Here is a 26,560-nt window from a genome sequence, read left to right on the forward strand (position 1 = left end):
CGACTCGTTGCCATTGCAGAAATCTTAATAAAGAGAAAAAAGACACGCAGCAAAAACTGCGTGTCTTCTCCTAAAGCTTAGTAGAGTTAAAATTATTTAACTTCTACAGAAGCTCCAGCTGCTTCCAAAGCTTCTTTCAATGCTTCAGCATCTTCTTTAGAAATGTTTTCTTTGATTGCTGCTGGTGCTCCATCAACTAATCCTTTAGCTTCTTTCAAGCCAAGGCCTGTAGCTTCACGTACAGCTTTGATAACTTTAATTTTTGAGTCTCCAGCAGAAGTTAATTCTACTGTAAATTCAGTTTGTTCAGCTGCTGCTGATTCTCCAGCTCCTGCTGCTGCTACTGGAGCTGCTGCAGTTACGCCAAATTCTTCTTCGATTGCTTTTACTAAGTCGTTTAATTCTAAAATCGTTGATTCTTTCAAGTCAGCAACGATTTGTTCAATGTTTAATGCCATTGTTGGTTTCCTCCATTATTGGTTAGTTTTTTTTGGTTCAACTTGCTTTATTTTTAAGAAAAAATGGCTTAATTAAGCTACTTCTTCTTTTGATTCTGCAACTGCTTTGATAGCAAGTGCAGTATTGCGAACTGGTGCTTGAAGTACAGATAACAACATTGACAACAAACCATCGCGGTCTGGTAATGTTGCAAGAGCATGGATCTCAGTAGCTGAAGAAACACGTCCTTCAATTACGCCACCTTTGATTTCTAATGCCGCTGCGCCTTTAGCAAATTCAGCGATAATTTTTGCAGGTGCTACAACGTCATCATTACTGAATGCAATAGCTGTAGGTCCTTTGAAAACATCGTTCATTCCTTCTAAACCTGCTGCTTCTGCTGCACGGCTTAAAACTGAATTTTTGATAACTTTCATTTGAATTCCTGCATCACGTAATTGTTTACGTAAATTAGTCACTTCTTCAACAGTTAATCCACGGTAGTCCATTACAACTACTGAAGCTGCTTCTTTGAATTTAGTTGATGCTAAATCAACTAGTTCTTGTTTTTTTGCGATTGCTGCTTGACTCATTAATTTTTCACCTCCTGATCGATTGGCTAGAATTTTTTGTTTTTCACGAACTCGCAAGTCCATTAAACGCAAAAAACTCTATGTCACCTTAGACATAGAGGGATAATTGTATGCTTTCACATATTCATCCTCGGCAGGAAATTAAGGCATACGCCACCTACTGTCTTCGGTAATATTTCTCAACCTAGACGATTTTAACAATTTCCATCGTCTAGGTCAAGACTTTTAATAGTTATTTATTAAAACGATCCTGCATCAACTTTAACACCAGGTCCAAAAGTAGTAGTTACTGTAATGTTCTTGATGTATTCGCCTTTAGCAGTTGAAGGTTTAACTCTCAACATTGTATCGTTGATTGTTCTGAAGTTTTCAACTAATTTAGCATTGTCAAATGATACTTTACCGATTGGAGCATGAACATTTCCTGCTTTGTCAACACGGTAAGTAACTTTACCAGCTTTAATTTCATTGATTGCTTTAGTAACGTCCATTGTAACAGTACCTGTTTTAGGGTTTGGCATTAGGCCTTTAGGTCCTAAAACACGTCCAAGACGACCAACTTCAGCCATCATGTCTGGAGTTGCAACAACAACGTCGAAATCAAACCATCCGCCATTGATTTTTTGAACTAATTCAGCTTCTCCTACGTAATCTGCTCCAGCAGCTTCAGCTTCTTTAGCTTTTTCACCTTTAGCAAATACTAATACTTTTTGAGTTTTCCCTGTTCCATTTGGAAGAACAACTGCTCCACGAATTTGTTGATCAGCTTTCTTAGGGTCAACGCCAAGTCTATAAGCAACTTCTACAGTTGCATCGAATTTAGCGTAGTCAACGTCTTTAATTAATGCTACAGCTTCTTCTAAAGAATAAGCTTTTAAAACATCAACTTTTTCAGCCGCTGCTAAATATTGTTTACTTTTTTTAGCCATAATTTTTTCCTCCTTGATTGTGGTTATAACGGTTTTACCTCCCACTTAATCCTTATACTGTTACGCATAAGGTATACTGAGAAGCGTGAATATAGAATTAACCTTCTACGGTGAATCCCATGCTTCGTGCAGTACCTTCGATCATTAACATAGCAGAATCAACGTCAGATGCGTTTAAATCAGCCATTTTTGTTTCAGCAATTTCTCTAACTTGGTCGCGAGTTACTTTTGCAACTTTTTTAGTGTTTGGTTCACCAGAACCAGATTCAACACCAGCAGCTTTTTTAAGTAAAACAGCAGCAGGTGGAGTTTTTGTAATAAATGTAAATGAACGATCTTCATATACAGAAATAACAACGGGAGTGATTAATCCGTTTAACTCAGCAGTACGAGCATTGAATTCCTTACAGAATCCCATGATATTGATTTGTGCTTGTCCTAAAGCTGGACCTACCGGTGGAGCTGGAGTTGCTTTCCCTGCAGGAATTTGCAATTTAACTAATTTAACTACTTTTTTAGCCACGTGACATACCTCCTTGATTGAGTCCGTGATGTGGTTAATGGGGTTAATATTTCCCCTCCCACATTTAACGCATACGTAAAACGTACCAAAATACTATACCATTCATAAAACTGTTTTGCAACTACTTTTTGAACTTATTTGTTTTTTCACTCGAGAACGGTAAACAGCTGGTTCATCTGCTGATTCGTTCGAAATCGACTCTCTTTTTTCTTCTATCGGAACTTGGGTAGTCTTCTTCGCCTTTTTTCTCTTTTTAATACGAGTATAAACACTATAAAACACACCCATTACAATGGCATAAATAGTGAAAAAGACAACAAATCCCCACAAACCCATCGCAGCATCTGCAAATTCCATATTCCCTCTATTCGTAATAGCTTGTTGGATTTCAATAGCAAAGACCAATACAGTCATCACTGTAAACGTGAAAACAAACGAAAGGATCGTCGCACTAAATTTCATTTTTTCAATAATCTTAATAACAAGATAAACCCCTAAAAAGAGCAGAATACCGATAATACCCATAACCCAAAAATGCAAGGCTTTATCCGTCATACTCATTCCAAACAATTGATTGAGAACATCGTGCACCTCATTTACAATAGCTGCCAGTACTAGAATAAGTTCTTTCATTACACATCACCTGCTTATTTCATTTTTTCTTATTATAACATAGTCTGGTTGTTTTTCTTACACTACTCTTTAGCGTATAATTGTAAATAAAGTAGGTGAATCTATTATGTGCCTAATCGCCCTTCAACTTCATGAACACCCCCTCTACAAAATGATTTTGGTTGCCAATCGGGACGAGGCATACACACGTCCGACTGCAGCTGCTAGTTTTTGGAAGGATTATCCTCAAGTTTTAGCTGGTAGAGATTTGTTACAAATGGGAACTTGGTTAGGCATTACGAAAGAAGGACGCTTTGCAGCTTTAACGAATAGCTACGATTCTCCTGTTAGCGTTCCAGAAAATCCTGTTTCAAGAGGTCAAATCGTGCGTGATTATTTAACGACTACTCAATCTGCATCAGACTTTTTAGCCCGTCTACAAGATAAACGCTTAGACTACGCAGGTTTCAACTTATTACTAGGCGATATCGACCACCTTTGGCATTTCAATAATCATACGAATCAAGTAAACTCTCTCAGATTCGGGATACACGGTTTAAGCAACGCTAGTTTGAATGATCCATGGCCAAAAGTGCTAAAAGTAAAATCTCATCTCCAACAACTTCATTTAAAAAGTACGGTCCTTGACCCAAACGAATTGTTAACAGCTTTTATGGATACCAGCTTACCCTCAGGAAAAGATACCATACTCACTAGCACTACTTCTTTACATCTAGAACAAGAAACGCCTCCAATTTTTATCAAGACTCCGGAATATGGAACAGTCTCCACAACTGTTTTATTAGTTGATCATAAGAATAATGTTACGTTTATCGAACGCAGTTACACTAAAGAAGGCATTACTGGAGAAGTAAACTATTCATTTAAAATTCACTAACAAAAAAAAACTCGGTCCGCTTTATTAACTAAACGGACCGAGTCTTATTGTTTCCCTATTCTTTTGGTTCTAATTCTTCAATAGAGTCAATATCCATATAACTAGGAACAACTAACCCATTTTTAGCACCCGTTAAGTTCTCACCTAAATCAACGATATTATCCTGGTGCTTTTTATAAAAAGATGCATGTGTCGTTGGCAACCATGGCGCAAGCGATGCATCTGCTGACCCATTTGCAATTGCTTCAAACAAAACTGCAGGATCAACATCCGTTACGGTGACTTCGTAGCCTTGTTGCTCTAATACAGCTTTTGCTACAAGACTGGATGCTCTTTCAGTATCCCACGGCGTTGATACAAGTTCGATTTCTTCCCCATCTACTTTTTCAGCACCTTCAACCCACATTTCTACTTTATCTTTATTCGCTTCCACCCAATTCGCCGCAGACTCTTCAAAAGAACTTTCTTGTGCTTCAAACATTACAGCTTCCATATCTTCTACTTCCCACTGAAAAGCATCAAGAATATTGTAGGCATTAGGCATTTCTGCTTCGAAATCTACTCTTGCAATAGTATGAATGCTCTCGACATCCCCCATAGTTCCCTCTGGATCTTCTAAGTATTTTAAATCATATTCTGAAAACATCCAATGTGGTGCCCATCCTGTAAAAATAATTGGTTCTTCATTAGCGATAGCTTGATCCAACAACGTTAGCATACCACCAGTTGAACTTTCTTCAAGTTCCCAGCCTTCAAGATTTTCATATCCCTCTATGGTTTGATGCGCCATTCCAGTTATTCCTGCTCCAGGTTCAATACCCGTAATAGTATAATCCACTTGTTCGCTTACAGTTTCATTGGTACTATTTTCTGTCTCGTTACCATCCGCACATCCACCTAACGTTAACACAGTAGTTACTCCTAGAATGACTCCAATAGATTTTACGTTTATCATATTTTCCTCCATTTATATCAAAAAGAATTCCACTTTTTTTATTCGGCTAATTCCCAGTTCTTAACACCCTTGCTTTAAGCACTGATAAGAACATTAATTTACTTGTTATTCATTATTGTAACCGACAACCTTATATACAATAAGCACTCCTATACTTTTTAGAAATCAATGAATCAATCGCTAATTTGCATACATTGTAATCTTAAGGCCTCCTCTTTTGAGAGTTGGTCATCGCTTTTTCATAGCCATTAACAACCTACCATGAATGCTTTTGAGATTCAAATCGACAAAAAAAGAGCCAAGACAACTTACATTGCCTTAACTCTTTTATCACTCTATTTTATAACGCTTATTAACTTAAAGTTTATCTGCTTGCTCAAAGTCTAACTCAGTACTTGTTTCGCGACCAAACATTTCAACATTCACTTTAAGTTTTGCTTTTTCTAATTCAATTTCAGTAATTTTACCTGTAAGCCCACTAAATGCACCCTCAATAATCGTTACGGTTTCGCCAACTTCAAAGTTGATTTCTTGATGACGAGCACTCATTCCAATACGACGTAGAATAACTTCTATTTCAGAATTTAAAAGCGGTGCTGGTTTACTACCTGCTCCATGAGACCCTACAAATCCAGTCACACCTGGCGTGTTACGAACAACGTACCAAGAATCATCAGACATGATCATTTCAACTAAAACATATCCAGGGAATGTTTTTTTCATATTTGTTTTTTCTTTGCCGTTTTTCACTTCTTTTTCTTCTTCTTCAGGAATAACCACTCGAAAAATGTAATCCCCCATACCCATACTGTTCGCTCTAGACTCGATATTTTGTTTCACCTTATTTTCGTATCCAGAATATGTGTGTAACACATACCACTGTTTTGCACTTTCTACTTCTTCCACGCGTATCACTCCTATTCATTTTTTTCTTTTAGTTGTTTTCGATATTGGCTAGTTGGCTCATCTGTTTTTAAACATACAAAAAAACCTTCATTTACTTTTAAAGAAGGTTTTGTGCATTTATTCATGGGTTCATTATACCATCATGCAAAGCTTCATGCTAGTGGTTTCTTTCTCAGACCTCTTATAAAATCAAATCTAAGAGTTCATCTATCCCAAAGTCAACAACCGCAAAGAAAAGAACAAATAATAGACAGACGACAAAAACAGTCAACGTATATTTTCTAAGTTCTTTACCAGTAGGCCATGTGACTGCTTTGATTTCTTGACGTACACCGCCAAAAAAGTTTTTTATTTTCTTCATGTTTATTCCCTCCAAATTGGTATCGAGACTTCTTTTTTACTTCGTTTCACGATGCAATGTATGTTGATTGCAGTATTTACAGAATTTTTTTACTTCTAAGCGTTCTGTGCGATTTCCTTCATTTACTTTTTTAGAATAATTTCTAGATCCACAAACAGAACAAGCTAAAGATGTTTTTTTTCCACTCATTTTTTCACCTATTCTCTCTATTGTACGGACGAATGACATCTTACTAAATTTACCATCACTCAGGAAACATGTCAATTCTCTTTTTAAATTTATTTGAATACTAAACTTATTGCTAAAAGCACAACTTCGCTAGCGCTAAATAAAATAATGTTTTTTATAGCAATAACAAATGTTTCAGACTTAACTTGCTTCCTGTTGTACGCTGCTAAGTTTTTTCTCATAGGTATAAGGGTTACTAACAAAAGCAATAAAATAGGATGTAATAAACCCAGTAAAACAGCTAAAACAATTACTACATAACTCATGTAGACCAATGCATTAAACAATTGAACAGCTCGCTTTTTACCAATATAAAACGGTAATGTGTATCTGTGGTTAAGGATATCTTGTTCTAAATCACAGGTATTGTTTGCTAGCATGATATTGGCTATCAAGAATACTGTTGGTAACGACACAAAGAATAATACCAGAACAGACACCATATTTCCTTCTAATAGAAACAATTGGCCTTTAAACACTAAACTTAATAAATTAAAGTCTCTAACATTCACAAATGCTGCAATAAAAAAGATACCAAAACCCATAGTCAAACCTGAAATAGGTTCTCCTAAAGGCATTCTCGAAATAGGAACCGGCCCAAAAGTATAAAAAATCCCAATAAAGAAACAAAGGGCTCCTAATATCAATAATACGATATTGGTTCTATAGACTAGCCAAAACCCTAGTAGCATTGCAATAATCACCATTCCGATAATGAGACGAATAACGAGCTTTTCTGAAAGTTTTTCTTGTCCGATAACATTTACTTCATCTCGATAGCCCTTATCTTTAGCTTTTTGATAATCCATCAAATTATTAATAGCTGTTGTTGCCATATCAAAAATCAGCATTGCTATAAAGAACAGAAGCGTATTAACAAAGTTAAATGCGTTGAAATAATAAGCTGTAAATAATGTTCCTAATAAAAAAGGAAATAAACTTGCTAACTTTGTTTGAATCTCTACTAATGTAAAAAAGGTTTTTATCGACATCTTTATCCCTCTTTGATTGTTATTTTAATGTAAATGCATTATTTGTTAACTTAAAGGATTCTTTTAACCCATCTGACACATAAACCTCTTTATCTTTTGTTACAAATATTGCATCAACATCTTCCAATGTATTCACGTATTCTAATCCCTCTTTTAACCCTTTAGAAAAGAGCGAAGTTGATAGTCCGTCACCATCAATCGATTTTTTAGTGATCACACTGACTCCTGCTAACTCATTATCAAACGGATATCCTGTTTCTGGGTTCATCAAGTGATGGTAATTCACTCCGTCAACTTCAAGGAACCGTTCATAAATACCTGAAGTAACGATTGACCTGTCACTTAAGGCTAAAGATCCTATGATCGTTCCACGTGTTTCAAACGGATCTTGGATCCCTACATTCCAAGCTGACCCTTCACCTCTTGCACTGTCTCCCATAACATACACATTTCCACCTAAATCAATAATCGCAGTGTCTACTTCGTGTTCTTTTAACACCTCTACCACTTCATCAGTGATAAAGCCTTTAGCAATCGCTCCTAAATCTAAGCGCATGCCTTCTTCTGGCAAGTAGACTGTCTGAGCTTCATCATCAAACTTTACCTTTGAGTACTCTACTAAGTTCAACGTTTCATCAATTTCAGACTGTTCTGGTTTCCTAGCATCATCAAAACCAATATGCCATAGTTCAGTAATGGGACCGACTGTCAAATCAAAACTACCTGCAGTACTTTCACTATAATCATATGCCGCCTGCACTAAGTAGTATAAATCATCCGATACTTGGACCGGTTCGATACCGGCTTGTTCATTGATTTTTTCAATCTCCGAGTTCTCGTTTCCCTCATCAACCGTAATCAAACCCGCTAGCTCTTCGATTCGATTAAAAGCCGCATCTAACGCTTCTTGTTTGTCTTGATTATAGATGGTAACTTTCACAACGGTCCCCATCAAAAATTCAGTTCGTTCAAAGGGTTCTTTAGCTAGCGCACGCTCTTTTGTGTCTTCTTTATTTCCACAACCAATAAGCAAGAATAATACCGCTAGTAGGGAAATTATTACTTTCATTATCTTATTTTTTTTCATTCAGCATACTCCTTGTTTCGCAACTTTTGTATATGTTTTCACTAACTTTATTTAAATAAACGGGTCCTAGAAATACATCCAAGACCCTCATATTATGCCATTTCCACTTGTGTTTTTCAATCTTAATCAAAGAGACACTTTGGCTAAAGAATGATTAAAATTTGTATTAGTTATCAATTTCAATTGTTTCTGTTTTACCTTCTGCCGCTGCATCAACTAGCTGTTGTGCGTATTCAACAAATAATTCGTGAGAATGAGTTGCACCTGAAACGACTTCTACAGCTGATGGATCTTGTGCATCTACTAAAGCTTGATTATAAGCCGGAATGTATTCAGCAGGACCAGTTCCCACTTTATCTTTCATAGCTTTTTGGTATTCTGCATCTTTTGTTTTTAACTCTCCAGCATCATTAACATAATCATAAGTAGACTCTTTAATTTGCCCGTCTTCAACGGTCACCCCAAAAACAACGCTCCAACCATTGTCGTCAAAATTTTTCTCTTCTAATAGATAGCTTCCATCTTGCAAAGTTTCTGATTCTGCAGTTGCTGTACTTTCTTTAGTAGCTGCATCATCAGAACCACATGCTGCTAGTACAAATGTTGAAGCCAAAATAACTGACGCTAATTTCAAACCGGTTTTAAATTCCATGCTATGTACCCACCCTATTTTTATAGTCTAGTCTTCCTAACGAAAGAACAATACGGCTACTTCATTTGGTTGACTATCCACTAATAGTATAACTACTCTATTTCTATTTGTCTATATTTTCACATGAAATTATAATTTCTGTTTATCATTTTTTTATTCTCTATTTCATTCACTAAATAATCGTCTTTAAATTAGCTTTTTAAGTCGATTTTTGCCTATACAAAATCTAGTTCTTACTATTAAATAATTACTTTTATTTTCACATATATAATGACATTCATTTGATTTCCTTTCTACATCAACTTTTTAACGCTAATCTATTTAGTTGTACTATTATTTTTTTGAATTTATTTTTTAAAAGAATAAATTCCATGCTTTTTCACTACTGATACTGAATTTGTCAATAATGTGACAACTGTTTTTGTTTTAAAATTTATCCTTTTCTTTGATTTAATACGATTTAGAAAAAAAGATTGCGAATAACTTCATTAAAAATCACTTTTTTCCGACATTTTTTATCTCAAAAAAATATATTTTTGAAAAATAGCCTTTAAAACATAGACATATTTAGTTAATTTTTGTATACTATGTTTATCAGATGGTTGTGAAACTTTTAGCTAACTTGATAAGCACTTATTATTATTCAGTTTATCTATACTATCTATTTTAAAAAAATGGTTAAAAAAAGGAGCTAGAAAAATGACTCAAACAAATGTAGTTGTTGTTGGTGCTGGTTTTGCAGGGGTTGCTGCTACAAAACAGCTAGCAAAAAAACTCAAAAAAAATAAAGAGGTAACGATTACGCTAATCGATCGTCACTCTTACCTTACTTATATGACAGAATTGCACGAAGTAGCTGGGGGGCGTGTTGAACCTGAAGCTATTCAGTATGATTTACAACGATTATTTGCTCGCAAAAAAAATGTTAACTTAGTAACAGATAACGTTACAGCAGTTGACCACGATAAAAAAGTAGTAACAACTGAAAATGGATCTTATTCCTATGACTATTTAGTTCTAGGCATGGGTGGAGAACCAAATGACTTTGGAACACCTGGAGTTAAAGAACATGGATTTACTCTTTGGTCTTTAGAAGACGCTGTTCGTCTACGTCACCATATTGAAGCTACCGTTGCTGCTGCAGCTATTGAACACGATGCTGCAAAACGTGCCGCTATGATGCGTTTTGTGATCTGTGGTTCTGGATTTACAGGTATCGAAATGGTCGGAGAACTTTTAGATTGGAAAGATGTTTTAGCGAAAGAGTACAAATTTGACGCTTCAGAGATCGAACTGATCGTTGTTGAAGCTGCTCCAACTATCTTAAACACTCTTCCTCGTCAAGACGCAGATAAAGCTGAAAAATTCATGACGAAAAAAGGCATCAAAATCATGAAAGATTCTCCAATTATTAGTGTTGGAGCTGAATCTGTTTTATTGAAATCTGGTGAAGAACTTCCTACCAAAACATTAGTATGGACTGCAGGTGTTAAAGCTAACACAGATACAGCAGAATTTGGAATGGAACAAGCTCGTGCTGGACGCCTAGTTGCGAATGAGTTTATGGAAGCGAAAGATTTAGAAGATGTTTATGTTATTGGCGATCTTGTCTACTATGAGGAAGAAGAGGGAAAACCAACTCCTCAAATCGTACAAGCTGCTGAACAAACTGGACATACTGCTGCTGTTAACGTTATTGCAGCTATTGAAGGAAAAGAAAAACACAAATTTGAATCAAATTACCAAGGAACAATGGTTTCTATCGGTTCAAAATATGGTGTTGCTTACTTAATGGATAAATTCCACCTTAGCGGATTTTTCGCTATGTTGATGAAACACATCGTTAACTTAAAATACTTCTTTGACATTCGTTCTGGTTACTACATGGTGCAATACTTGTTCCATGAATTCTTCCATATTAGAAATCAACGAAACATTTTCCGCGGTCACCTTTCTCGTTATGGGAATGTTTTATGGAGTGTTCCTTTAAGAGTCTTTTACGGTAGTATGTGGTGTTTTGAAGGGATCAAAAAAGCCTTTGGTTTATTTGGTTCTCAAAGTTGGTTTGGCTATAATGTAGCTTTACCATTCTCTTGGTTGCAGGATGTAACTAGTGGAGCTTCAGAAGTAGTAGAGGAAGTTGCAGAACCAATTTTTGGTTTAAGCTACGTCTATGGCGAAGAACCTATGATGGTTTTCTCTAAGGCTCCTGATTGGTTTAACAGCATTATGCAATTTATGATCCCTACTCCAGAAGTTGCTTTGATTTTCCAAAAATTCATGACTTGCGTAGAAATTGCTATTGGATTAGCTTTGATTGCTGGATTGTTCACTTGGTTGGCTAGTGCAGCTACGGTTGCTTTAGTTGTCAGCTTTACATTATCTGGAATGTTTTACTGGGTAAATGTTTGGTTCGTATTTGCAGCTATTGCTTTGATGAATGGCTCTGGTCGTGCATTTGGTTTAGATTACTATGTTATTCCATGGATTCAAAGATTAGCTGGCAAATGGTGGTATGGTACACCTAGATCTTTATACAAATAAGAAAAATATGTTTCCTATAGTAGAATGGGTGAGTGAAGGTAGGTCTCTTCTACCTCCACTCATTTTATTATGTCTTAAAAGGTCACTAAACTCATGTGTAAAACTATAAAAAATGTTAAGATAGAAAGAAGAATCCAATCATTATTCTTCTTTGTCTCTTGTTATTTTTATTCAATTACTATAACAAGCAATCATTTAGTTCAACTCATTTTATAGTAGATAAGGGCTGGTGTTTATGACTAGAAATCAAAAACTTGTGTACATTGCATTATTGGCAGCTCAAGCTGTTATCTTAAGCTTAGTCGAACGAAGTATTCCCTTTCCTTTTGCCTTTGCTCCAGGCGCAAAACTTGGTATTGCTAACCTGATCACTATTGTCGCTATTTTCACTTTACCATTAAAGGATAGCTTCACAGTAGTGTGGATGAGACTTATTATGACCACTCTTTTAGGTGGTACACTTTCAACCTTTATGTACAGTTGTGCTGGAGCTTTACTTAGTTATGTTGGTATGTTGCTAGTCAAACAACTTGGACCAAAACGTGTTAGCATCATCGGAATAAGCGCTACAGGCGGTATTTTGCACAATGTTGGTCAACTAGCTGTCGCAAGCTGGATTGCTCAAACATGGACGGTTATGTTGTACTTGCCGATTTTATCTTTTATGGGAATTTTATCCGGTATCGCTATCGGTATTGCAGCTAATTATTTGATGACTCATGTGCGTACCTTAAAAAACTTCCAACATCAGACTCAACAACCCGCTAAAAAAAAGCGCCACAACACTACTTACGTAAATTCTTAAACACAACCGCCATAACTTATGAAACGAAAGGGGAATACACATGCAGATTCATCCTATGTGGGAAGCCTACCCTGAATTACAATCTGAATTAATACAAACCATTGAATTGATAGATTCAAGAATTCATTTGCGAAATAAATCTATTGAACATGCTTTAGTTGATATGATGAACACAGGTGGCAAATTGGTTCGTCCAGCTTATACTTTACTTTTTTCAACTTTTGGAGAAGATCACGACCCTAACCGAGCACGTGCTTTTGCTGCGGCTATTGAAGTGTTGCACATGGCAACTTTAATCCATGATGATGTTATTGATGATTCACCTAAAAGACGTGGCCAACAAACGATTCAATCAAAATACGGCAAAGATATTGCAGTTTATGCTGGCGATTATTTATTTACTGTTTCGTTTAAATTAATAACAGACTATTCTAATTCTATGAAACAAATGCAAATCAATACTAAAGGGATGGAAAAAATCTTAATGGGTGAAATTGATCAAATGCATTTAAGATACAATCAAACTATAACCATTCGCAATTACTTGACTCAAATATCTGGTAAAACGGCTCAATTATTTGCTCTTTCTTGTTACTCTGGTGCTTTAGAGAGTGGACAAACTGAGCGATTTGCTCGAAACTGCTATTATATTGGAAGTCATATTGGAATGGCTTTTCAAATAAAAGATGATATTTTAGACTACACCCAAACCACGGATGGTTTTGGAAAGCCTGTTTTAGAAGACGTAAGACAAGGAATTTATTCTGCTCCTCTTATTTATGCTATGCGTAAAAATAAGGCTGATTTTAAAGACTTGCTTGAAAAAAAAGACCAACTAACAAAGGAAGAAACACAAAAAATCCAACAACTTGTCATCCATTCTGGCGGTTTAGATGAAGCAAAACGCTTAGCTGAAAAGTATACCGATAAAGCTTTAAAACGAATTGATCAATTACCGGATAGTTCAGAAAAAGAAATGATCCGTAACTTAACTCTGTCATTATTAGATAGAACGATTTGATCTAACTTATTGTTTAACCCTTTACTGCTCTCTAGAATAAAAAAATAAAAAGACAAGTTATCGGTTTTTTCCGATAACTTGTCTTTTTATTTGAACTCTTACGAGAATGGTAGACTCTTTATTATGGATGGATCCAACCAACTTAAGAAAGCGTTATCATTTAACTGTATTCGTACCCTTGTTAATTACGCTAAGAACCAATTAAGATTCTAGTACTAGTTTCATTTTACGTTTACAACGATCTAAAGCATTTTTTATTTGCAGACTATCACACTGTAATTGCTCAGCAATCTCATCTACTTCTATATTCTTTAAATAAAGAGAAAATACTTTTTGTTCGAGCTTTGACAATGTATGGTGATAACCTGCTAATTTTTCTTTAACTTGTAAGATATCTAACGCAGACAGTCCTTCTTTTCCATTCATTATGTATTGAGGACTCATTCCTTTTTCTATCATACCATCTAAGGACTCCGCAATTTTTTCTATTCTTCGTTTCTTAGCCATATCTTTCCGAATCAAGCTAAAAATGTGGTGTTTAAAATTTAATTTGTAGAAGTTTCCGAACGTGTGCCCTTTATTTTGATCATAAGTTTGAATCGTTTTGTGGAAGACTATTCGCGCTTCTTGCCATAAATCTTCTAACTCATAACTTTTAAGGTAGTATTCTTTCGTCAATTTTGTTACCAAGGGATGATAACGCTTAAATAAAATTTTGAATGGATACCCATCTCCATTTTTAATCATGATAATCAATTCTTCGTCACTCATAAGATAGATTTTTTCATCTTCATCTGCCAAAAACTGTCCCTCCTTCTAGCGGCTATAGTAGTGTGATTTGATGAATAACACAAGTTATTTCGATTGTCTACCATTCTCGAAAACTTTCAAAATAGCCTATTTCTTATTCTAATGTTTTGTTAAATCATCTCTTAGCTTTTCTAATCGATCTATTTGGTTATGCGACCAAGGCGAATTTCTTCGATAATTCTGTAAACGGTACTGTTGTGTATCTGCCTCAATAGCTTTTTTAATGCGTTTAACATCACTAAAAAGTTCATTAGCCGATTTTCTTAAAGCACCTTTTTGGAAAATGATCCATTGTTCTGCAAGATCACTTGTTGCAACGGTTACTTGTGTTAACAAAGTACTTTCTTTGCCAACAATGCGTTCAATATAACTATCCGCAGTTTCTCCTTCTTTCGTGAAAATAACCGATAATTGGTACTTCTTATACGATTGTTGAATTCCAGGAACAAATTGGGCATCAAATACCACATGGATATCTATACCGGTATATTTTTGGTAATTAGATAATTCGTGCAATAAAGAGTCTCGAGCATCTTCCAATTTATCTTGGTTTTTTAGTTTTACTAAGTGTGGCCATGCCCCAATAACATTGTACCCATCCACAATCAACAATTCTCTTTTCATGATATTTGACCCCCTTCCCTTTTAGCTTTTTAGTTAAATTTTGTTTCGTCCACGGTACACTTCATACATCAATAAGCTTGCTGCTACACTAGCATTCAAACTTTGAACATGTCCAGTCATTGGTATAGTGACCATGCCATCCATTTGTTCTTTGACTAAACGAGAAATTCCTTTTCCTTCATTACCCATCACTAATCCTATAGGTAATGTAGTTTCCCATTGACGGTAATCTTGTCCTTCCATGTCCGTCCCATACAACCACAATCCACGCTCTTTTAACTCTTTGATTGCTTGGACAAGATTCGTTACTCGTGCAACTGGCATATGTTCTATTGCTCCTGTTGAAGCTTTTGCAACTGTAGCCGTTAAACCAACAGCACGTCTTTTCGGAATAATGATTCCATGTGCCCCAATAGCATCAGCTGTTCGCATAATTGAACCTAAGTTATGCGGATCCTCAACTCCGTCTAAAAGAATAAAAAAGGGATCTTCATTTTTTTGAGCGGCTACTGCGAATAAATCATCAATTGTTGCATATTGAAAAGCAGATGCTGCCACAACTACTCCTTGGTGATTCATACCATCTACTAGTTGATCCAATTTAGACTTAGGTACAAATGAGATTTGAACACTGCGTTTTTTAGCTAAATTTTGAATCTCTTCCATTTTCGATCCGCTTAAACCCTCTTGTAGAAAAATTTTATTGATGTCACGTTCTGATTTCAACACTTCAATAGCTGGTAATCTACCAGCTACTAAATCACGATCGGTCTCTTGTTCTTCTACTCTATCCTCAACCGGCTTTACTGTTTGTCTAGCTGGTCTTTTGGTAAAAGATTGTTTATTAGGTTGGTTATTCCGTTTACCAAAATTTTTATTATCTCTTGTCATCTTTTGTAGCCTCCACTTTTTTAATACACCATTGAATCAATTCTTCCATACGTTCCGTTCGTTTTGCTAAATGTAGATAACCCATTAATGATTCAAATCCAGTAGCTACACGATACGTTGTGATATCCGCATTTTTTGCTGAAGTGTAACTTTTAGAATTTCTACCTCGTTTATACATTGTCACTTCTTCTTCTGTCAAAAAGTCTTCTTCCGCTAACATTTCATGCATCAAGAAACTTTGTGCTTTTGCTGAAACAAAATGTGTAGCCGTTTTGTGCAGTTGGCTTGGTTTCGTGTAGCCTTGTCCGACTAGATAATCGCGAATATAAGTTTCATATATAGCATCTCCTACATAAGCCAATGCTAATCCATTTAATAATGCCCAATTTTTTTCTGTCATGTGTTTATTATCCTCTTCTCCATCTAGTTCCTTGAGGGGTATCATCTAAAATAATGCCCTCTTCTTTTAACTGGTCCCTAATTTCATCACTGCGTTGGAAGTTTTTCGCTGCACGTGCTGCATTTCTGTCTTCGATCAATTGCTCAATTGTTTCATCCAATAATTCTGTTGCCGCAAATGCAATACCAAAAATTTGAACTAATTCTTGAAACTGATCCAACATGGCTTCAAGAACAACTTTAGAAACAACAGAACGTTCGCTATAAATGTTCATTGCTTTAGCCATTTCATAAACGACTGTAATACCATTGGCAGAATTAAAGTCATCATCCATTTCTTTTATGAAGTTTTCTTTGAATGATGTGAATTGATTCAATTGTTCTTGGTCATCTATTTCTGTTTCTACTGCATCTTTTAAACGGTACATTGCATTATCATAAGCTGTTTTTATTTTTGCTAAATTGGCTCTAGCTTCTTCGATAGTTGTTTCATTGTAGCTAATGGGTCTGCGGTATTGAGTTGTTGCCATAAAGAAGCGGACGATCTGAGGGTCTACTTGTTTAATAATATCATGGACCAAAACAACATTCCCTATCGACTTACTCATCTTTTCATTATCCATAGTTACAAAACCATTGTGCATCCAGTAGTGAGCAAATGGGTGTCCAGTTTTAGCTTCACTTTGAGCGATCTCATTCTCATGATGTGGAAAGGTTAAATCTTGTCCTCCAGCATGGATATCAATCGTATCCCCTAAATATTTTGTAGCCATAACAGAACATTCAATATGCCAGCCTGGACGACCTGCTCCCCAAGGTGATTCCCAACTAATTTCTTCTGCTTTAGCTGATTTCCATAAAGCAAAGTCTAATGGGTCTTCTTTTTTATTATTTTCTTGAGCAGTTAAACGATTACTTGCTCCAACTTCCAATTCGTCAACTGAGATGTCGCTTAGTTTACCATAGTCTTTAAATTTCCTTGTACGGTAATAAACATCGCCCTCTACTTCATAAGCATACCCTTTTTTTACCAGTACGGCTATAAAATCAATAATTTCAGGCATGTTTTCCATTACACGCGGATGATGTGTGGCTTCTTCTACTCCTAGAGCGTGTGTATCCGCATGATAGGCTTCAATAAATTTATCAGCTACTTCTTGAGCAGTTAAATCCAACTCTTTTGCTGTACGAATAATTTTATCGTCTACATCAGTAAAGTTTGAAATATATGCTACATCATATCCGCGATATTCAAGGTAGCGTCTGACCGTATCAAATGCAACGGTACTGCGTGCATTTCCAATATGAATATAATTATAAACTGTTGGTCCACAAACATACATCTTTACTTTTCCTTCTTCTATTGGAACGAACTCTTCTTTTTCTCTTGTTAACGTATTATAAATTTTTAGCATAGCTACTCTCCTTCTTTACTTAAAGATACAGTTAATGAGGAATTTTTTTTCCATTTATTTTCACTACTTTAGCAGGGATACCTACCGCAGTCGAATTAGGCGGCACCGTTTCTAAGACAACTGCTGAAGCACCAATCTTTGAATCATTGCCTATTGTTATAGGTCCTAAAACCTGCACATGTGCAGATAACAATACATTATTTCCAATTGTTGGATGACGCTTCCCTTTGTCTTTTCCTCTTCCGCCTAATGTCACCCCATGAAAAATAATAACGTCATCTCCAATACTAGCCGTTTCACCAATCACAACACCCATACCATGATCGATGAAGAGTCTCTTGCCTATTGTAGCACCAGGATGAATTTCAATTCCCGTTAAAAAGCGAGAAAAATTTGCAATCATACGACTCACTAGAAATGCATTTCGCTGGTACAAAAAATGTGCCCATCGATGAAAAATGATTGCATAGAAACTAGGGTACGTTAATAGGATTTCAAGTGTACTTTTAACTGAAGGATCATTCTGTTTGATTGTTTGAATGTCTTCTCTCAATCTCCTCATAGATTATTCCACCTTATTTTTTTTTACAAAAAAACAGCGTCTCTTATATGATAAAAGACGCTGTTGCGTGGTTCCACTTTTCTTTATCGCCTTATTCCTATTGATTAGACTAGGCAACCTTTGACACTGTAACGGGTGTTAGCCGATAAGAGTCTACTACTTCTTCAACCCTATAACTCAGAGACGCACTTCACCCAATAGCCACCGTCTGCTTCCACCACTACAGACTCTCTTTAGATTTTTATTGGGTTACTCTTTCTCATCATTGTTTTTCATTTTATTTAATTTATTTTTTTGTTTAAGATTAGAGTTTTGCTAACGCTGCTTGTAGATGTGCTTGAGCTTTTTCGCGGCCAAGTAGCTCGATCGTTGGTCCAATTTCCGGTCCATGTGATTGTCCTGTCACAGCTACTCGAATAGGCATAAAGAGATTTTTCCCTTTAATTCCAGTTTCTTTTTGTACTGTTTTAATCGCTTTTTTGATTTCATCTGCATCAAAAGGCGTAATTTCATCTAATTGTTTAGAGAAAGCTTTTAAAACTTCTGGAACTGTTTCACCTTCTAAAACTTCTTTAGCTACACTATCGATTGCGGGTTCTTCACTAAAGAACAAACTTGATAGTTCAACAATTTCTGCCCCATAGCTCATTTGTTCATGGTATAAGCTCACAACTTTTTGAACCCATTCTAATTTCTCTGGTGATGCATTTTCTTCAACATAACCAGCTTTGATCAGATGTGGCAAAGCTAATGCTGTTACTGTTTCTAAATCAGCTTGCTTCATGTATTGATTATTAATCCATTCTAATTTTTTAGCATCAAATGCTGCTGGTGATTTGCTTAAACGTGCAGGATCGAACATTTCAACAAATGTATCATGATCAAAGATCTCTTCTTCTCCAACAGGTGACCATCCTAATAAAGAAATAAAGTTAAACATCGCTTCTGGCAAGTAGCCTAATTCGCGGTATTGTTCAATAAATTGAAGAATATTGCCATCACGTTTGCTTAATTTTTTACCTGTTTCACTATTGATGATTAATGTCATGTGTCCAAATTGAGGAGCTTCCCATCCAAATGCTTCATAGATCATTAATTGTTTTGGTGTATTCGCAATATGGTCATCTCCACGTAAAACATGTGTAATTTCCATAAAGTGATCATCTACAGCCACTGCAAAATTATATGTCGGCATACCATCACGTTTTACGATCACGAAGTCTCCGCCAATGCTTTCTGCTTCAAAAGAAATATGTCCTTTTACGATATCTTCAAAATTGTACGTGTTTTCTTTGATCACACGGTAACGAATAACTGGCTCAATACCTGTTGCTTCTTTTTCTTTTTGTTCCTTAGCTGTTAGGCTTGCACATTTCCCGCTGTAATGAGGCATTTCTCCTCTAGCTCTTTGTGCTTCACGTTCTTCTTCTAACTCTTCTTCTGAACAGTAACATTTGTATGCACGATTGCTTAACAATAATTGTTCAACTAATGGATCATAAATTTCTCTACGTTCAGATTGGCGGTAAGGACCAAATTCTCCTGGACTATCTGGACTTTCATCCCAATCCATTCCTAACCATTTCAAGTTTTCTAACTGGCTAGCTTCTCCACCTTCAATATTGCGTTTTAAATCAGTATCTTCAATACGGATGATAAAGTCTCCACCATTGTGTCGTGCAAATAAATAATTGAATAATGCTGTACGAGCATTCCCAATATGTAGATGTCCTGTTGGGCTTGGCGCATAGCGTACTCGAATTTTTTTTGTCATAATTTGTATCCTCTTTTCTTTCTATTTTTTATATCTACTGAATCCAACTTTACTAACTAGAATTAAAGAAGTGATGGCTTGTTATCTTGCTTTTCTAATAAGCAAATCGCCATTGCTGCAATACCTTCATTTCGTCCGATAAAACCCATTGTTTCAGAAGTTGTCGCTTTAACGTTAACATGTTGGATACTTGTTTGACAATCATAAGCTATGTTTTCTTTCATTTTCTCTAAATATGGAGCCATCTTGGGGTTTTCAGCTACAATTGTGGCATCTATGTTGCCAATCGTATAACCTTCTATTTTCAGTTCACCCCATACTCTACGGAGCAACTCCCGCGAGTCTATATCTTTAAATTGAGCATCAGTATCGGGAAAATGGTGACCGATATCGCCTTTACCTCCAGCTCCTAATAGAGCATCTATAATAGCATGAATGAGCACATCGGCATCAGAATGACCTTCTAATCCATAGTCAAAAGGAAGGGTTACTCCACCAATGATTAAGTGTCTATCACTGACAAATTGATGGACATCATACCCTTGTCCTACACGAATCATAACCTAACCTCCTTCTTCTACTTATCTTGCTCTTCTCTATGGAGCAAAATGGCTTTTCCAGTTACCATATCTTCAGGAGTGGTAATTTTTATATTGTCATAAGATCCTTCTACTACTAAAACAGCCTTTTCCAATCGTTCAACTAATGACGCATCATCGGTTCCTAAAAAACTATCTGTTCTGGCTTTTTCATGTGCTTGCAGAACCACTGAACTGTCGAATGCTTGAGGAGTTTGTATTTGCCATAACTCACTTCTTGGCAGTGTAGTTTTAACTGTATGGTCTGAGTGAACAGCTTTAATCGTGTCTTTTGCCGGAACTCCTAAAATAGCTGCTCCAGTTTTTTGAGCTGCTTCATTTAACCGATCAATAGCTTGCTGTTCAATGAATGGCCTTGCGCCATCATGAATCAGTACAAGACCTGAAGAGGTTTTATTTTTCAAATTTTGCAGTCCTTTATAAACACTATGCTGTCGCTCTGTACCACCTATAGCAATTGTAATCGGCTTTTCACTGTACATTTGTTCTTGTTGCAACAAATCCGTGATCAGCTTAACCTCATCTTCTTTTACAACTAGAATAATATGGCTACAATTTTCATCGTTCAAAAATAGAGTTAATGGGTATTCAATCAACGGCTTATTTAGTAAAGGTAATAAAATTTTATTCTTAGAAGATCTCATGCGTCTTCCATGACCAGCTGCCAATAATATCAGCTCATAGTCCTTGTTCATCGCACCAGCTCCTAATCTTTATCTTTAATACCTTTTTGAGAATGAACCGGTTTTGCGAATATCATTCGTCCAGCTGCTGTTTGAAGCGCACTGGTTACGACAACCTCAATTGTTTTGTTCATAAAGTGTTGGCCTTCTTCAACAACAATCATTGTTCCGTCATCTAAGTATGCTACTCCTTGGCTACGTTCTGTACCAGCTTTAACGATCATGACCGTCATATTTTCACCAGGGATCACGACTGGTTTTACTGCATTAGCCAATTCATTGATGTTTAATACGGGCACATTTTGAAATTCACTTACTTTATTTAAATTGTAATCATTCGTGACTACAACCCCATCTAATAATTTTGCCAGCTTAATCAGTTTACTGTCGACTTCTGTGATGTCTTCAAAATCGCCATCATACATTTCAACTTGCATATCATCTTCTTTTTGCAAAGCGTTTAATATATCTAACCCTCTACGTCCACGCACTCGCTTCAAGCTGTCAGATGAATCAGCAATGTATTGCAATTCTTGTAATACAAAGTTAGGGATTAAAATCGTTCCTTCAAGAAAACCTGTTTTGGCAATATCATAAATTCTTCCGTCAATAATCACACTAGTATCTAGTATTTTGTATTTGCGGAATGTTTCATCTGCCAGTCTCTCTAAGACTTTTCCATCTTCCTCTTCGGTATTCCTTTTTGCTTTTACCTGGAAGAGTTTACGCCATTCATCTCGGCGAGTTGTCCCAACACGGAAACCTAAATAAGCAAAACCAATAACTAAGATAATAGGGATTACATCACTAACAACTGGTATTCCCATACCAATCAATACTACGCTAATTAGCCAAGCCAGAACCAATCCTATGATTGTTCCTAAACTCCCAAATAATAAATAGGTTACACTTTGTTGACTTAAAAAAGTTTCAATCTTTTTAAATGCTTGTTCAATGTACGTCACCGATAAAAAAGAAATAAATAAAAATATAATAGCACCAATCAAAATATTCGTGACTACATTGTTAACATATGGATTCTCAAATCCTGCCATATTCCATGCAGTTGGCATTAAACTTGCTCCAATACTTCCACCGATAAGAATAAATATACCGGTTATGATTTTTTTAACCAAAACTATTCCTCCTTCATAAATGGAGTTCCTGTCTTATACGAAAAAAAACAGGAACTTGCCATTTTATTTTTTATTGCTTATTTGTACTTAAGAAAAAGCTTTCTTTATAGCTTCAGCTATCGTCATAACACCTATAACCTCTATATTTTCAGGGAAAGTCCAACCACCAATATTGTTTTTGGGAATCATGATCCGTTTAAACCCTAATTTAGCAGCTTCATTTACCCGTTGTTCAATCCGGCTGACTCGTCTGATTTCTCCAGTCAACCCAATTTCGCCAATAAAACAATCGGTTTCTTTTGTTTCTTTTTCCTGATAACTGGATGCCACACTAATAGCAATCGCTAAGTCAATTGCTGGTTCATCCAATTTAACGCCACCTGCTGATTTTAAATAAGCATCCTGGTTTTGCAGCATTAGTCCCGCTCTCTTCTCTAGAACAGCCATAATTAAAGACACACGGTTATAATCTAACCCGCTAGCTGTCCGCCGAGCATTTCCAAAAGCAGTAGGTGTAATCAACGATTGAATTTCAGCTAAAATGGGACGTGAACCTTCCATTGAAGCCACTACAGCAGAACCTGTTGCTCCAGATAAACGTTCTTCGAGAAACATTTCCGAAGGATTCAATACTTCTACCAAACCGCCTTCGCGCATTTCGAAAATCCCAATTTCATTAGTTGAACCAAATCGATTTTTAACTGCTCTTAAAATACGGAAAGTATGATGTCTTTCTCCTTCAAAATACAATACCGTGTCTACCATGTGCTCCAACATCCGTGGACCAGCAATAGATCCTTCTTTTGTAACATGTCCTACAATAAAGATAGCAATGTTATTCGTTTTTGCAATTTTCAATAAATCAGCTGTGCTCTCTCTGACTTGAGAAACACTTCCTATTGCTCCGGTAATATCGGCTTGGTTCATGGTTTGAATAGAATCAATAATAACATAATCAGGCTTTAAGTCCTCAATTGTTTGCCTTATTGCTCCCATATCCGTTTCAGGATAAATATAAAAATCTGCACCTTTTACACCCAAGCGGTTAGCCCGCATTTTAATTTGACTCGAGCTTTCCTCACCACTTACATATAAAACTTTTCCACCAGCTAGATTCAACTGTGCTGAAACTTGCAGTAAAAGTGTTGATTTTCCAATACCAGGATCTCCACCAATTAAAACCAACGAGCCTGGTACTACTCCGCCTCCTAAAACACGGTTTAATTCTTTTAGCTTTGTTTTTACTCTAGGAACTTTAGATACTGTGATGTCTTGAATTGCTTCAGCTTTAGCAGTTTTACCAGTCATACTCACACGACTTCTACGATCATTTTTATCTGCTACTATTTCTTCTTCCATTTGATTCCAACTACCACAGTTTGGACAACGTCCCATCCATTTTGGTGATTCATACCCACATGCTTGGCAGACAAATTTAGTAATTTTCTTTTTTGCCACCTATTCAGCCTCACCTTCTGAGTTTTTAAAAACGATTTATTTTATTTTAACATAAATGCGATTAGAATAGGCATTGAAACAGATAAAAGGCAGATTAATTCAAGCATTCTTCAACAGAAATTCATAATCTTACTTTATCTCCTTGTGGCCATTCATAAATCGATTCGACTTTCTAATCATTCAATAAACCAACTCATCCGTCTATTCAAGTGATTCTATTATCTACCCGAAGAACCAAATCCGCCTGAACGAACTTTCCCATTTGCTTTATCCGTATCGGCTTTTAAGAATGACATAAATATACCTTGGCCAATTCGATCTCCTTTTTTTATTACATGATCGGTTAATCCATAATGAATAAACTGAAAATAAATATGCCCCTCATTATTTTCATTATTATAATAATCCGAATCAACAATACCAACTCCATTCGGCAAGATCAATTGATGTTTAATTGGGTTACTTGAACGATTCGCCAATTGGAGATACTCGTCTTCTCCCATATAAGCTTTGATACCGGTCGGGACTAATGTTGATTTTAAATATTTTTTGTCTTCTTCTATAAATATCACATCTGTTTTCTTTTGTTTTATTACCCGGGCAATGCTTTTCACTATCACTTTCCAAATAGAAGGCACTACTGTATCCTCTGCCGCTTCAAAATCATAGCCTGCTGCATGATTTGTTGCTCTTATTGGTAAATGAACCTCTTTTGCTTTATAAGCTGCTATTACTTCAAATCCACGTTTCTTTTCCATACTTTTAAATTTCCTCATTTCATATCCTATTCGGTAACTGCTTAATTATAACAAAAAATACGCCAACTAGCGATTCACTCTATTCTATTACCTCATAATCCATCTATGGGCAATTTGCACAAATAACGCTTAGTTGTTTTGTGCAGATTCCCCTTTTAGAAAGGTAGCGTTTACATTATGATTACATTATAAGAAATTAGCTATTAATAGAGAGGAAATGTGACTAGAATGGTAGAAATCGCACTTAAAAATATTAATAAAAAATATGAAAATAACGAAAATTATTCAGTAACAAACTTTGACTTAAATATAAAGGATCGTGAATTCATTGTATTTGTTGGACCTTCAGGATGTGGAAAATCAACTACTTTACGTATGGTTGCTGGATTGGAAGATATTTCAGAAGGAGAATTATATATTGGAGATAAACTAGTTAATGATGTTGCTCCTAAAGATCGCGATATCGCAATGGTTTTCCAAAACTATGCTTTATACCCTCATATGACGGTATATGATAATATGGCTTTTGGTTTAAAATTACGTAAATACAAAAAAGAGGAAATCAAACAACGTGTTGAAGAAGCTGCTGAAATTTTAGGATTAACAGAGTTCTTGAAACGTAAACCAGCTGCACTATCTGGTGGACAACGTCAACGTGTTGCTTTAGGACGTGCTATCGTTCGTGATGCTAAAGTATTTTTAATGGACGAACCTCTATCAAATTTAGATGCTAAATTACGTGTAGCAATGCGAGCTGAAATCGCAAAATTACACCGTCGTTTAAATACAACTACGATTTATGTAACACATGATCAAACAGAAGCAATGACGATGGCAGATCGTATCGTTATCATGAAAGACGGATTCGTTCAGCAAATCGGAACACCTAAAGAAGTTTATAATACACCAGTTAACGTTTTCGTCGCAGGATTTATTGGATCTCCGGCAATGAACTTCTTCGATGTTACTTTAACAAATAATATTATCTCTAATGGTAAAGGATTATCTATCACACTTGACGAAAGAAATGCAAAAAATCTTGCAGCTAAAGGTTATGAAGGTAAGAAACTTATTTTTGGTATTCGTCCTGAAGACATTCACAGCGAACAAATTGTTTTAGATGCTAATCCAAATAGTATCGTACATGCTGAAGTTGTCGTATCTGAATTACTTGGAGCAGAAACTATGCTTTATACTAAAGTTGATGGCACAGAATTCATTTCAAAAGTTGATGCTAGAGACTTCCATAATCCTGGAGAATTTATTGATTTATCCTTTAATTTAAATAAAGCACATTTCTTTGATACAGATACTCAAGAAGTCATTAAAAACTAATAGCTTGTAAACTCAATTCGAATTGTGACACTCCCAAAGTTAGTATGAAAAACTGACTTTAGGAGTGTGCTTTTTTATCGTTAGATGTAGTACATAATCTGCTCCCAATCATTTTTTAGAAAGGAGTTCCCAGTTATATGAAATTTTTAAGTGGCGTTATTGCTATATGTAGTGCTTTATGGCTGCATGTTTATATGTATGGGTTAGAACAATCCTCTTCTGTAGGCTTCAATAATTTTTTTAATTTTTATGCATTTTGTTTATTTTCATTGGGGATCGTCTCTATCTATTTATCGTATAAAGAAAAAGAATAGTTTCTTTCTCTAGTTGTATTTTCAAATTGTGTCACGTGAAACAATTTGTTAAGGTCTATAATTTTTAGTGTTGATAGATGAATCAAACTACTCACGCGGTCCCATGCTCTACAAGCAAACCCGCCCATTCCAGAAGAAACTTTCATTATGAAGCATCCATACCATTTATCCTATACCCATAAAACATTAGAAAAATTTCAACTAAAAAAAGACACCATCCGAGGATGATGTCTTTTTGATTTGCGTGGCAACGTCCTA

General features: G+C 35.9%; 30 protein-coding genes and 2 other annotated features. Of the genes, 6 read left to right on the forward strand and 24 right to left on the reverse strand.

Going from position 1 to position 26,560, the window contains the following annotated elements:
* Nucleotides 1-92: 92 nt before the first annotated feature.
* The 5 genes from rplL to ABS916_RS04995 form a co-directional block, all read right to left on the reverse strand.
* Complete coding sequence (gene rplL, locus ABS916_RS04975; RefSeq protein WP_007725723.1) at nucleotides 93-458, reverse strand: 50S ribosomal protein L7/L12; 366 nt, start codon at nucleotides 456-458, stop codon at nucleotides 93-95.
* Between the two features lie 72 nt (nucleotides 459-530).
* Nucleotides 531-1,031, reverse strand: coding sequence for a 50S ribosomal protein L10 (gene rplJ, locus ABS916_RS04980; protein WP_350450858.1), 501 nt, complete (start codon nucleotides 1,029-1,031; stop codon nucleotides 531-533).
* Between the two features lie 60 nt (nucleotides 1,032-1,091).
* Nucleotides 1,092-1,219: a sequence feature (ribosomal protein L10 leader region), on the reverse strand.
* A 51-nt stretch (nucleotides 1,220-1,270) separates the two neighbouring features.
* Nucleotides 1,271-1,960, reverse strand: coding sequence for a 50S ribosomal protein L1 (gene rplA / locus ABS916_RS04985; protein ID WP_035020893.1), 690 nt, complete (start codon nucleotides 1,958-1,960; stop codon nucleotides 1,271-1,273).
* A 97-nt stretch (nucleotides 1,961-2,057) separates the two neighbouring features.
* Entirely contained in the window at nucleotides 2,058-2,483 is a 426-nt protein-coding gene (rplK, locus tag ABS916_RS04990) for a 50S ribosomal protein L11 (RefSeq protein WP_013712049.1), read from the reverse strand.
* 102 nt (nucleotides 2,484-2,585) lie between these two features.
* Nucleotides 2,586-3,116 carry a hypothetical protein gene (locus ABS916_RS04995; protein WP_350450830.1) on the reverse strand — a complete coding sequence of 177 codons (531 nt, stop codon included), beginning with the start codon at nucleotides 3,114-3,116 and terminating at the stop codon, nucleotides 2,586-2,588.
* 106 nt (nucleotides 3,117-3,222) lie between these two features.
* Here ABS916_RS04995 and ABS916_RS05000 point away from each other — a divergent pair, with 106 nt between their 5' ends.
* On the forward strand, nucleotides 3,223-3,993 hold the full coding sequence (locus tag ABS916_RS05000) for an NRDE family protein (RefSeq protein WP_350450831.1): 771 nt from the start codon (nucleotides 3,223-3,225) through the stop codon (nucleotides 3,991-3,993).
* A gap of 55 nt (nucleotides 3,994-4,048) precedes the next feature.
* On the opposite strand, the gene ABS916_RS05005 is transcribed toward ABS916_RS05000, so the two are convergent.
* The 7 genes from ABS916_RS05005 to ABS916_RS05035 form a co-directional block, all read right to left on the reverse strand.
* Nucleotides 4,049-4,948 carry a glycine betaine ABC transporter substrate-binding protein gene (locus ABS916_RS05005; protein WP_350450832.1) on the reverse strand — a complete coding sequence of 300 codons (900 nt, stop codon included), beginning with the start codon at nucleotides 4,946-4,948 and terminating at the stop codon, nucleotides 4,049-4,051.
* Nucleotides 4,949-5,305: 357 nt separating this feature from the next.
* Nucleotides 5,306-5,854 (reverse strand): transcription termination/antitermination protein NusG, encoded by a 549-nt coding sequence (gene nusG / locus ABS916_RS05010; protein ID WP_350450833.1) that lies wholly within the window; start codon nucleotides 5,852-5,854, stop codon nucleotides 5,306-5,308.
* Nucleotides 5,855-6,035: 181 nt separating this feature from the next.
* Nucleotides 6,036-6,215, reverse strand: coding sequence for a preprotein translocase subunit SecE (gene secE, locus ABS916_RS05015; protein ID WP_350450834.1), 180 nt, complete (start codon nucleotides 6,213-6,215; stop codon nucleotides 6,036-6,038).
* A gap of 36 nt (nucleotides 6,216-6,251) precedes the next feature.
* Complete coding sequence (gene rpmG / locus ABS916_RS05020) at nucleotides 6,252-6,404, reverse strand: 50S ribosomal protein L33 (protein ID WP_013712055.1); 153 nt, start codon at nucleotides 6,402-6,404, stop codon at nucleotides 6,252-6,254.
* Nucleotides 6,405-6,493: 89 nt separating this feature from the next.
* Entirely contained in the window at nucleotides 6,494-7,435 is a 942-nt protein-coding gene (gene menA, locus ABS916_RS05025; RefSeq protein ID WP_350450835.1) for a 1,4-dihydroxy-2-naphthoate polyprenyltransferase, read from the reverse strand.
* 19 nt (nucleotides 7,436-7,454) lie between these two features.
* Nucleotides 7,455-8,522: an FAD:protein FMN transferase gene (locus tag ABS916_RS05030; RefSeq protein ID WP_350450836.1), complete on the reverse strand. Its 1,068-nt coding sequence runs from the start codon at nucleotides 8,520-8,522 to the stop codon at nucleotides 7,455-7,457.
* 166 nt (nucleotides 8,523-8,688) lie between these two features.
* A complete protein-coding gene (locus tag ABS916_RS05035; protein ID WP_350450837.1) occupies nucleotides 8,689-9,174 on the reverse strand; it encodes an FMN-binding protein in 486 nt (161 codons plus the stop codon).
* Nucleotides 9,175-9,873: 699 nt separating this feature from the next.
* Between ABS916_RS05035 and ABS916_RS05040 the strand changes: the two genes are divergently transcribed.
* From ABS916_RS05040 to ABS916_RS05050, 3 genes are all read left to right on the forward strand, one after another.
* Nucleotides 9,874-11,718 (forward strand): FAD-dependent oxidoreductase, encoded by a 1,845-nt coding sequence (locus tag ABS916_RS05040; RefSeq protein WP_350450838.1) that lies wholly within the window; start codon nucleotides 9,874-9,876, stop codon nucleotides 11,716-11,718.
* A 235-nt stretch (nucleotides 11,719-11,953) separates the two neighbouring features.
* Nucleotides 11,954-12,523, forward strand: coding sequence for a Gx transporter family protein (locus tag ABS916_RS05045; protein WP_350450839.1), 570 nt, complete (start codon nucleotides 11,954-11,956; stop codon nucleotides 12,521-12,523).
* Nucleotides 12,524-12,563: 40 nt separating this feature from the next.
* Nucleotides 12,564-13,544: a polyprenyl synthetase family protein gene (locus tag ABS916_RS05050; RefSeq protein WP_350450840.1), complete on the forward strand. Its 981-nt coding sequence runs from the start codon at nucleotides 12,564-12,566 to the stop codon at nucleotides 13,542-13,544.
* 201 nt (nucleotides 13,545-13,745) lie between these two features.
* Here ABS916_RS05050 and ABS916_RS05055 read toward each other — a convergent pair whose 3' ends face one another.
* The 12 genes from ABS916_RS05055 to ABS916_RS05110 form a co-directional block, all read right to left on the reverse strand.
* Nucleotides 13,746-14,345: a sigma-70 family RNA polymerase sigma factor gene (locus ABS916_RS05055; RefSeq protein WP_350450841.1), complete on the reverse strand. Its 600-nt coding sequence runs from the start codon at nucleotides 14,343-14,345 to the stop codon at nucleotides 13,746-13,748.
* A gap of 108 nt (nucleotides 14,346-14,453) precedes the next feature.
* A complete protein-coding gene (locus ABS916_RS05060) occupies nucleotides 14,454-14,978 on the reverse strand; it encodes an NYN domain-containing protein (protein WP_350450842.1) in 525 nt (174 codons plus the stop codon).
* A 33-nt stretch (nucleotides 14,979-15,011) separates the two neighbouring features.
* A complete protein-coding gene (gene rlmB, locus ABS916_RS05065; protein ID WP_350450843.1) occupies nucleotides 15,012-15,869 on the reverse strand; it encodes a 23S rRNA (guanosine(2251)-2'-O)-methyltransferase RlmB in 858 nt (285 codons plus the stop codon).
* Nucleotides 15,856-16,269, reverse strand: coding sequence for a Mini-ribonuclease 3 (locus ABS916_RS05070; protein ID WP_350450844.1), 414 nt, complete (start codon nucleotides 16,267-16,269; stop codon nucleotides 15,856-15,858). The genes rlmB and ABS916_RS05070 overlap by 14 nt, the downstream gene beginning before the upstream one ends.
* A gap of 7 nt (nucleotides 16,270-16,276) precedes the next feature.
* Complete coding sequence (cysS, locus tag ABS916_RS05075) at nucleotides 16,277-17,683, reverse strand: cysteine--tRNA ligase (protein WP_350450845.1); 1,407 nt, start codon at nucleotides 17,681-17,683, stop codon at nucleotides 16,277-16,279.
* A 31-nt stretch (nucleotides 17,684-17,714) separates the two neighbouring features.
* Nucleotides 17,715-18,245, reverse strand: a complete 531-nt coding sequence (gene epsC, locus ABS916_RS05080; protein WP_350450846.1) for a serine O-acetyltransferase EpsC — start codon at nucleotides 18,243-18,245, stop codon at nucleotides 17,715-17,717.
* Nucleotides 18,246-18,295: 50 nt separating this feature from the next.
* Nucleotides 18,296-18,520, reverse strand: a binding site (T-box leader).
* Nucleotides 18,521-18,549: 29 nt separating this feature from the next.
* Entirely contained in the window at nucleotides 18,550-20,019 is a 1,470-nt protein-coding gene (gene gltX / locus ABS916_RS05085) for a glutamate--tRNA ligase (RefSeq protein ID WP_350450847.1), read from the reverse strand.
* 62 nt (nucleotides 20,020-20,081) lie between these two features.
* Entirely contained in the window at nucleotides 20,082-20,579 is a 498-nt protein-coding gene (gene ispF / locus ABS916_RS05090; protein ID WP_350450848.1) for a 2-C-methyl-D-erythritol 2,4-cyclodiphosphate synthase, read from the reverse strand.
* Nucleotides 20,580-20,596: 17 nt separating this feature from the next.
* Nucleotides 20,597-21,313 carry a 2-C-methyl-D-erythritol 4-phosphate cytidylyltransferase gene (ispD, locus tag ABS916_RS05095; protein WP_350450849.1) on the reverse strand — a complete coding sequence of 239 codons (717 nt, stop codon included), beginning with the start codon at nucleotides 21,311-21,313 and terminating at the stop codon, nucleotides 20,597-20,599.
* 11 nt (nucleotides 21,314-21,324) lie between these two features.
* Entirely contained in the window at nucleotides 21,325-22,437 is a 1,113-nt protein-coding gene (locus ABS916_RS05100) for a PIN/TRAM domain-containing protein (protein WP_350450850.1), read from the reverse strand.
* 87 nt (nucleotides 22,438-22,524) lie between these two features.
* A complete protein-coding gene (gene radA / locus ABS916_RS05105) occupies nucleotides 22,525-23,895 on the reverse strand; it encodes a DNA repair protein RadA (protein ID WP_013712072.1) in 1,371 nt (456 codons plus the stop codon).
* A gap of 218 nt (nucleotides 23,896-24,113) precedes the next feature.
* Nucleotides 24,114-24,653: a dCTP deaminase/dUTPase family protein gene (locus ABS916_RS05110; protein WP_350450851.1), complete on the reverse strand. Its 540-nt coding sequence runs from the start codon at nucleotides 24,651-24,653 to the stop codon at nucleotides 24,114-24,116.
* A gap of 228 nt (nucleotides 24,654-24,881) precedes the next feature.
* Between ABS916_RS05110 and ABS916_RS05115 the strand changes: the two genes are divergently transcribed.
* Nucleotides 24,882-25,988 (forward strand): ABC transporter ATP-binding protein, encoded by a 1,107-nt coding sequence (locus ABS916_RS05115; protein WP_350450859.1) that lies wholly within the window; start codon nucleotides 24,882-24,884, stop codon nucleotides 25,986-25,988.
* Nucleotides 25,989-26,125: 137 nt separating this feature from the next.
* On the forward strand, nucleotides 26,126-26,302 hold the full coding sequence (locus tag ABS916_RS05120; RefSeq protein WP_350450852.1) for a hypothetical protein: 177 nt from the start codon (nucleotides 26,126-26,128) through the stop codon (nucleotides 26,300-26,302).
* Nucleotides 26,303-26,560: the final 258 nt, after the last annotated feature.

Origin of the sequence: Carnobacterium sp., from assembly GCF_040274945.1 — a bacterium.
Classification (GTDB): Bacteria; Bacillota; Bacilli; order Lactobacillales; family Carnobacteriaceae; genus Carnobacterium_B.

What these genes read in the sequence shown, in the direction of transcription:
- rplL (WP_007725723.1), bottom strand. Translation starts at nt 458, where the DNA reads ATGGCATTAAACATTGAACAAATCGTTGCTGACTTGAAAGAATCAACG.
- rplJ (WP_350450858.1), bottom strand. Translation starts at nt 1,031, where the DNA reads ATGAGTCAAGCAGCAATCGCAAAAAAACAAGAACTAGTTGATTTAGCA.
- rplA (WP_035020893.1), bottom strand. Translation starts at nt 1,960, where the DNA reads ATGGCTAAAAAAAGTAAACAATATTTAGCAGCGGCTGAAAAAGTTGAT.
- ABS916_RS04995 (WP_350450830.1), bottom strand. Translation starts at nt 3,116, where the DNA reads ATGAAAGAACTTATTCTAGTACTGGCAGCTATTGTAAATGAGGTGCAC.
- ABS916_RS05000 (WP_350450831.1), top strand. Translation starts at nt 3,223, where the DNA reads ATGTGCCTAATCGCCCTTCAACTTCATGAACACCCCCTCTACAAAATG.
- ABS916_RS05005 (WP_350450832.1), bottom strand. Translation starts at nt 4,948, where the DNA reads ATGATAAACGTAAAATCTATTGGAGTCATTCTAGGAGTAACTACTGTG.
- secE (WP_350450834.1), bottom strand. Translation starts at nt 6,215, where the DNA reads ATGAAGAAAATAAAAAACTTTTTTGGCGGTGTACGTCAAGAAATCAAA.
- rpmG (WP_013712055.1), bottom strand. Translation starts at nt 6,404, where the DNA reads ATGAGTGGAAAAAAAACATCTTTAGCTTGTTCTGTTTGTGGATCTAGA.
- menA (WP_350450835.1), bottom strand. Translation starts at nt 7,435, where the DNA reads ATGTCGATAAAAACCTTTTTTACATTAGTAGAGATTCAAACAAAGTTA.
- ABS916_RS05030 (WP_350450836.1), bottom strand. Translation starts at nt 8,522, where the DNA reads ATGAAAAAAAATAAGATAATGAAAGTAATAATTTCCCTACTAGCGGTA.
- ABS916_RS05035 (WP_350450837.1), bottom strand. Translation starts at nt 9,174, where the DNA reads ATGGAATTTAAAACCGGTTTGAAATTAGCGTCAGTTATTTTGGCTTCA.
- ABS916_RS05040 (WP_350450838.1), top strand. Translation starts at nt 9,874, where the DNA reads ATGACTCAAACAAATGTAGTTGTTGTTGGTGCTGGTTTTGCAGGGGTT.
- ABS916_RS05045 (WP_350450839.1), top strand. Translation starts at nt 11,954, where the DNA reads ATGACTAGAAATCAAAAACTTGTGTACATTGCATTATTGGCAGCTCAA.
- ABS916_RS05050 (WP_350450840.1), top strand. Translation starts at nt 12,564, where the DNA reads ATGCAGATTCATCCTATGTGGGAAGCCTACCCTGAATTACAATCTGAA.
- ABS916_RS05060 (WP_350450842.1), bottom strand. Translation starts at nt 14,978, where the DNA reads ATGAAAAGAGAATTGTTGATTGTGGATGGGTACAATGTTATTGGGGCA.
- rlmB (WP_350450843.1), bottom strand. Translation starts at nt 15,869, where the DNA reads ATGACAAGAGATAATAAAAATTTTGGTAAACGGAATAACCAACCTAAT.
- ABS916_RS05070 (WP_350450844.1), bottom strand. Translation starts at nt 16,269, where the DNA reads ATGACAGAAAAAAATTGGGCATTATTAAATGGATTAGCATTGGCTTAT.
- cysS (WP_350450845.1), bottom strand. Translation starts at nt 17,683, where the DNA reads ATGCTAAAAATTTATAATACGTTAACAAGAGAAAAAGAAGAGTTCGTT.
- epsC (WP_350450846.1), bottom strand. Translation starts at nt 18,245, where the DNA reads ATGAGGAGATTGAGAGAAGACATTCAAACAATCAAACAGAATGATCCT.
- gltX (WP_350450847.1), bottom strand. Translation starts at nt 20,019, where the DNA reads ATGACAAAAAAAATTCGAGTACGCTATGCGCCAAGCCCAACAGGACAT.
- ispF (WP_350450848.1), bottom strand. Translation starts at nt 20,579, where the DNA reads ATGATTCGTGTAGGACAAGGGTATGATGTCCATCAATTTGTCAGTGAT.
- ispD (WP_350450849.1), bottom strand. Translation starts at nt 21,313, where the DNA reads ATGAACAAGGACTATGAGCTGATATTATTGGCAGCTGGTCATGGAAGA.
- ABS916_RS05110 (WP_350450851.1), bottom strand. Translation starts at nt 24,653, where the DNA reads ATGGAAAAGAAACGTGGATTTGAAGTAATAGCAGCTTATAAAGCAAAA.
- ABS916_RS05115 (WP_350450859.1), top strand. Translation starts at nt 24,882, where the DNA reads ATGGTAGAAATCGCACTTAAAAATATTAATAAAAAATATGAAAATAAC.
- ABS916_RS05120 (WP_350450852.1), top strand. Translation starts at nt 26,126, where the DNA reads ATGAAATTTTTAAGTGGCGTTATTGCTATATGTAGTGCTTTATGGCTG.